General features: G+C 75.1%; 5 protein-coding genes and 1 pseudogene. 3 read left to right on the top strand and 3 right to left on the bottom strand.

From position 1 onward, the window contains the following. The coding region (locus tag ACTUAL_RS08270; protein WP_440899831.1) for a (2Fe-2S)-binding protein at positions 1 to 403 on the bottom strand (403 nt) is incomplete at its 3' end. 222 nt (positions 404 to 625) lie between these two features. On the opposite strand from ACTUAL_RS08270, the gene ACTUAL_RS08265 reads away from it, so the two are divergent. Then, positions 626 to 1,780, top strand: coding sequence for a polysaccharide lyase (locus tag ACTUAL_RS08265; protein ID WP_440899830.1), 1,155 nt, complete (start codon positions 626 to 628; stop codon positions 1,778 to 1,780). Between the two features lie 109 nt (positions 1,781 to 1,889). Here ACTUAL_RS08265 and ACTUAL_RS08260 read toward each other — a convergent pair whose 3' ends face one another. Both ACTUAL_RS08260 and ACTUAL_RS08255 read right to left on the bottom strand, forming a co-directional pair. Next, complete coding sequence (locus ACTUAL_RS08260) at positions 1,890 to 2,600, bottom strand: hypothetical protein (protein ID WP_440899829.1); 711 nt, start codon at positions 2,598 to 2,600, stop codon at positions 1,890 to 1,892. A 254-nt stretch (positions 2,601 to 2,854) separates the two neighbouring features. Then, entirely contained in the window at positions 2,855 to 3,889 is a 1,035-nt protein-coding gene (locus ACTUAL_RS08255; RefSeq protein ID WP_440899828.1) for a LacI family DNA-binding transcriptional regulator, read from the bottom strand. A 94-nt stretch (positions 3,890 to 3,983) separates the two neighbouring features. On the opposite strand from ACTUAL_RS08255, the gene ACTUAL_RS08250 reads away from it, so the two are divergent. Continuing rightward, positions 3,984 to 5,912: a glycoside hydrolase 5 family protein gene (locus ACTUAL_RS08250; RefSeq protein ID WP_440899827.1), complete on the top strand. Its 1,929-nt coding sequence runs from the start codon at positions 3,984 to 3,986 to the stop codon at positions 5,910 to 5,912. Then, a pseudogene (locus ACTUAL_RS08245) lies at positions 5,909 to 6,457 on the top strand (bifunctional D-altronate/D-mannonate dehydratase); the annotation flags it as partial. The gene ACTUAL_RS08250 and the pseudogene ACTUAL_RS08245, both read left to right, overlap by 4 nt.

Here is a 6,457-nt window from a genome sequence, read left to right as displayed (position 1 = left end):
CGCAGCGGCAGACGTTGTCGCGCAGGGCCTCGTCGATGTCGGCGTCGCTGGGGTCGGGCACGCGGGCGAGGAGGGCGACGGTGCTCATGATCTGGCCGGGCTGGCAGTAGCCGCACTGGGCGACGTCCAGCTCCAGCCAGGCCCGCTGCACCGGGTGGTCGCCGTCCGCGGAGAGCCCCTCGACGGTGGTGACCTCGGCGTGCACCTCGGACACCGGCAGCACGCACGGCCGCGCCGCCGCGCCGCCGACCAGCGAGGTGCACGCCCCGCACGCGCCGACGCCGCACCCGTACTTGGGCCCGGTGAGCCCGAGGTCCTCGCGCAGCACCCACAGCAGCGGGGTGTCGTCGGGCACGTCCACGACGTGCCACCGCTCGTTGACCCGCAACCGCCGTCGCACCACGCGCCCTCCTCGGATCGGCCGTCAGCCAGGGTGCCCCGATCGGACAATCGGCACAATGCGCCCGTTCGGCGGCGGGCGCGGCGTTCGGCGGCGCGCGACCCCTGAGTCGGCCGCGAGGCGTTGACCTTGATCCACCGGGTGTGCCGACACCGGTGCCCCGAACGGCCCACGCTGATCAGGGGGACTGCTGGCGCGGAGGAAGTCCTCGCTGGCGCTGGGGGGGTGTGCGCGGCGCTGCTCGTGCCCGCCACGGCCGCGAGCGCCGCGACCCGGTCCAACGGCTTCGAGCGGCTGCCCTCGGGCGCGCGGGCCCCGTTCGCGCTCGAACCGGCGCGCGAGCACCGGGTTCGGCAGCGGGTGCGGGTGAACACGGTGGCGGACGGGGTGGCGAACCAGGACGGCGCGGTGGAGGTGTGGTTCGACGGGCGCAAGGCGGGCGAGCGCACCGGGCCGCGGTTCGTGACCAACGCCGACCTGGTGGACCGGGCGTGCTTCTCCTCGTTCTTCGGGGGCGCGGCGGGGAGCTTCGCCCCGCAGCACGACTCGTGGATCTGGCACGACGACGTCAGGTGTCCCCCCTGTAGCTCGCACGGCGGAGTGAACCACGGCCGCGCCCGGCCGGGCAGGCACCAGGATCGCCCCTGGTCGGAGTCGGGGAGGTCGCGACGTGCGGGCGTGGTTGGTGCGGGCGGGCAAGGTCGGCGAGCGCGAGGCGTGGGCGCTGGGGCCGGGTGCACGGGCGGCGGGTTCGGCGGGGTGGCGGACCTGGGCGGGGCGGTGGACCGCGAGGCGGTGCTGACAGCGGTGCGCGCGGCGAAGCCGGACGCCGCCGAGCAGGCGCTGCGGAACTTCACCGCGCAGCTGTGGGCGCTGCGCTCGCGGATGGCCGAGGGCGACCTGGTGGTGGTGCCGCTGAAGAACTCCGGGCAGCACTTGGCGATCGGCGAGGTCGCGGGCGGCTACCGGTGCTCGGTGGAGCAGCCCGACGTGGAGCGCAGGCACGTGCGCCCGGTGCGCCGGCTGGTGGCGGACCTGCCGCGCACGGTGGTGAAGCAGGACCTGCTGTGCTCGTTCGGCGCGTTCTCGACGGTGGAGGAGGTCCCGGACGAGGCGGCGGACTCGGCGCAGCACGACGTGGACATCGCCCGCTACGCCCTGGACCGCATCGCGAGCCGCACCATCGAGGAGTTCGCCGGGCACCGCCTGGCCGACCTGGTCGCGGCGGGGCTGCTGGTGGCGTGGGGCGGGATCACGAAGCAGGCCGAGCAGTACCTGTCGACCCAGCGGTTCACGATCGAGGTGTGGGACTCGGAGCTGCTGCTGGGCGAGTGTTCGCGAACTACCCGGCGCTGCCACCGGAACTGCGCGCGGAACTGATGCGGCGGCAGGTGTGGGCGCTGGTGGAGGAGGACGGGTGAGGGGGTGCGCGGTGGCGCCGCCCGCGCGCCTGCGATCGACGCGCGGGCGGCGTCACCCGGTCCTCGGCTCAAGCGGGCGGGGTGCAGGTCACGCTGCCGACGGTGACCGCGCCGCGTTCGCCCGCTCGGGTGGCCGGCCCCATGTCCGGGCCCAGCCACAGGCGGACCGCGTGCACGGTCAGTGAGCCGTCGCCGTCCTCGGCCCACGTCCGGGTGTTGAAGACCGCGCGGACGCCGTTGGCCAGGGTGGTCTCGTAGTCGACCGGGACGGTGTCCGGGAGGGACGTGCCGACGACTCCGCGCAGGGTGAACGCGGACTCGACGGTGCCGTCCGGGGTGGCGCGGCAGGAGATCGTGTAGGAGCCGACCTTCAGCAGCGGCAGGCCCGTGTCGGGGTGGTTGAAGCGGAAAGCCTTGCCGGTCGCGGTCGTGGTGACGGCGCCGGACGGCTCGGTCTCGCAGGTGGTGCTGCCCTGGCCGAACGCGACGAGCTTGCCGCCGGTCGCGCCGGACGTCTCGGCGCCGGTGGACTCGCCGCTCACGCAGGTGGCGAGCGGCGGGATGTCCACGAGCAGCTCGCTCGCGGTGCGGATCACGGCGTTGCCGACGCTGGCCGCGCCGGACACGCCGCCGGGTGCGGTCTTGGCGGGTGCGGTCTTGGCCGGTGCGGTCTTGGCCGGTGCGCCCTCGGGTGCGGCGGTCGCGGGCGCGGGGGTGAGCGCGAGCAGGCCAGCCACCGCCGTCGCTACCGCTCGCCTGCTGGTGGGGGACAACGTCATCAGCTCCTCTGGGGTGGACCTCGGTCCCTCCGAGTGCAGCGCGCCGGACGGCGGTGGGGCCAGCCGTGCGGCGGGAACCACCCGGCAGAACGCGGTGATCACCCTTGCAGGGCACGCACTTGTGCACCGTCACGATCGGTGCGGACGGCGGGGAATCCGGGTGACGCCCGGTCGTGGGTTCAGCGGCGCTTCAGCAAGCGGGTGGACACTGCGCGACAACCCCGACCCCCGAACCCCGCCCCCGCCCCGAAAGCTCAGCGCGGCGCGGGGCCCGTCGACTCGCGCACCACCAGCTCCGGCGGGCGCACCTCCTCCGGCCCGGCGCCGTCCACCACCCCGAGCCCCGCCAGCAGCGTCACCGCCGCCGCCCGCCCGAGCCCGACCAGGTCCTGCCGGACCGTCGTCAGCGCCGGGTGCAGCAGCTCGCACAGCGGCAGGTCGTCGTGCCCCACCACGGACAGCTCCCCCGGCACGTCGATCCCGAGCCGCCGGGCGGTGACGAGCCCGGCGGCGGCCATCGAGTCGTTCGCGAACAGCACCGCCGTCGGCCGCTCCGCCGAGGTCAGCAGCTCCCGCGCCGCCACCGCCGCCGCGCCGGGGTCGAACCCGCTCGCGCGGACGCACACTGGGACCAGCCCGTAGGCGCCCAGCGCCCGCCGGAGCGCCGCGCGCCTGCGCCGCGTGTGCACCCGGTCCTCCGGCCCGCTCACGTGCCCGAACCGCCGGTGCCCCAGCCCCACCAGGTGCTCCACCGCGCGCGTGATCCCCCGGTGCTGGTCGCGGGCGCGCACGGTCGGCACCGGGTCGGGCCGCCACGGCGTGCCGACCAGCGCGGCGGGCAGCCCCAGCTCGCGCAGCAGCGCGAAGCGCGGGTCCCGAACCCGGCTCTCGGTGAGCACGACCCCGTCGACCCGCCGCCCGGCGGCGAGCGCCCGGTACGCGCGCTCCTCGCCGCCGTCGTCGACCAGGTGCAGCAGCAGCCCCCAGCCGAGCGGCGCGAGCGCGCTCTCGACGCCGGTGATGAGCTGGGCGAAGTGCGGGTCGCTGCTGAGCAGGTCGGGGTCGCGGCGCAGCACCAGCCCGAGCGCGCCGACCCGCGCCCCGCGCAGCGCCACCGCCGCGGCGGACGGCGCCCACCCCAGTTCGGCCGCGGCGGCGAGCACGCGCAGCCGGGTCGCCTCGGCCAGCCGCCCCTTGCCGTTGACCGCCGCCGACACCGCCCCGACCGACACGCCCGCGCGCGCGGCGACGTCGGCGATGGTCGGTCTGCCCGAACCCGTTCGCCCCACGGCGACCTCCCTCAAGCCTGTTCGGCGCAATCTGCCGCGGCACTGCGGTCCAGGGTCTCCCCGACGGCTGTGGTGAAACGTTATACCTGGTGGGGTGAAGCGCTCTTCGGCACTGGTGACCGGTCCGGACGGCAGGCCCGACGTGTGGTTGGGGGTGAACTTCTGGTCCCGCGCGGGCGGTCCGCTGATGTGGCGGCGCTACGACCCCGACGTGGTGCGCGCGGAACTGCTGGTGATGCGCGCGCACGGCGTCCCGCTGACCAGGAGCTTCTGCTACTGGCCGGACTTCATGCCCGAGGAGGACCGGCTGGACGAGGCGGTCCTGGCCCGGTTCGACCACTTCCTGGACCTGCACCGGGAACTCGGGATGCGCACCATCCCGACGTTCCTGGTGGGCCACATGTCCGGCCAGAACTGGGACCCGCCGTGGCGGCGCGGGCGGGACGTGTTCGGCGACGAGTCGTTCGTGGCGCGGCAGCGCTGGTACGTGCGGGAGCTGGCCGCGCGCTGGAAGGACCACCCGGCGGTCGCGGGGTGGTTGCTGAGCAACGAGATCCCGCTGTACGCGGACGAGCGCACGCGCGGCGTCGGCGCCCTGGACGCCGACGCGGTGACGGCGTGGGCGCAGGCGCTGATCGGCGAGGTGCGGGCGGCGGGCGCGCGGCAGCCGGTGTCGGTCGGCGACGGCGCGTGGGGCGTGGAGGTCACCGGGCTGGACAACGGTTTCCGGGTGCGCGACCTGGCCCCGCTGGTGGACTTCCACGGCCCGCACGTCTACCGCATGGAGGACGACCCGCTGCGGCTGCACCTGGCGGCGGCGTGGGTGTGCGAGCTGCTCGACGTCGGCGGGAAACCGGTGGTGCTGGAGGAGTTCGGCGTCACCTCCGACTACGCCTCGGACGAGAACGCCGCGCACTACTACCGGCAGGTGCTGCACAACTCGCTGCTCGCGGGCGCGACGGGCTGGATCGCCTGGAACAACACGGACTTCGACGACCTGGCCGACCAGGAGCCGTACTCGCACCACCCGTTCGAGCTGCACTTCGGCCTGACCACCGCGCGCGGCGAGCCGAAGCCGCAGCTGCTGGAGCTGCGCGAGTTCGCGGAGGTGTTGCGGCGCACGGACTTCGCGCGGTTGCGCAGGCCGGACGCGGAGGTGGCGCTGGTGGTGCCGTCGTACCTGGAGAAGCGCTACCCGTTCACGGTGCCCGAGGACGCGACGAGCGTGTTCGAGCACGGGCGGCAGGCGTACGCGGCGGCGCGCGAGGCGGACCTGCCGGTGGGGGTGGCGCGGGAGGCGGACGGGCTGCCGCCGGACTGCGCGCTGTACCTGCTGCCGTCGGCGAAGCAGCTGCTGGCGCCCACGTGGCGGGAGCTGCTGCGGCGGGCGGAGGAGGGGGCGGTGGTGTACGCGTCGTACTTCCACGGGGCGCACAAGGTGCAGCGCGGGTCGTGGTGGCCGGACCTGGACGGGATGTTCGGGGTGGCCAAGCGGTCGTGGTACGGGCTGGTGGAGCCGATCGTGGAGGACGAGCTGCGGTTGCGGGTGGTGACCGGGTTCGGCGGGTTGGCGGTGGGCGAGGAGCTGGTGTTCGCGGTGGGCGGGAACGCGCACTCGCGGGCGTTCCTGCCGGTGGACCCGGTGGAGGCCGAGGTGCTGGCGGTGGACGGTCGCGGGCGGCCCGCGCTGCTGCGGCGGCGGGTGGGGTCCGGGGCGATGGTGCTGTGCGCTTACCCGTTGGAGCACATGGCTTCCGCGACGCCGTCGGTGAACCCGGAGGACACCTGGCGGTTGTACGCGGCGCTCGCGGCGGAGGCCGGGGTGGTGCCGGAGGTGTCAGTGGACGATCCGGGGGTGCTGGTGTCGGTGCTGGAGCACGAGGACGGGCGGCGGTTCGCGTGGCTGGTGAGCCAGCGCGGGGAACCGGTGTCGGCGCGGGTGCTCGGGGCGGGGTTGCGGTCGTTCGGCGACGTGGTGGAGCTCGGCCCGTACGGGGTCGTGGTGGCGGAGGTGGAGCGGTGAGGATCGTGTCGGCCGAGGTCGTGGTGACCTCACCGGGTCGGAACTTCGTGACGTTGCGGGTCACCACCGAGGACGGGCTGTCCGGGCTGGGCGACGCGACGCTCAACGGGCGCGAGCTGGCGGTGCGGGCGTACCTGGTGGAGCACGTCGTGCCGCTGCTGGTCGGGCGGGACGCGTCGGCGGTCGAGGACACCTGGCAGTACCTGTACCGGGGCGCGTACTGGCGGCGCGGGCCGGTGACGATGGCGGCGATCGCGGCGGTGGACACGGCGCTGTGGGACATCAAGGCGAAGGCGGCCGGGATGCCGCTGTACCAGCTGCTGGGCGGGGCGTGCCGGGTGGGCGCGCTGGCGTACGGGCACGCGTCGGGGCGGGACCTGCCGGAGCTGTTCGACTCGATCCGGGCGCACCTGGAGCGCGGGTACCGGGCGATCCGGGTGCAGACCGGGGTTCCGGGGCTGGGCGTGGTGTACGGGGTGGCGTCGTCGGTGGGCGGGCAGCGGTCCGACTACGAGCCCGCGCGGCGGACGGCGCTGCCGGTGGAG

The sequence above is a fragment of the Actinosynnema sp. genome (assembly GCF_052038725.1).
The sequence above is the reverse complement of the archived record's forward strand: the minus strand, read 5'-3'. Positions and strand labels throughout refer to the sequence as shown.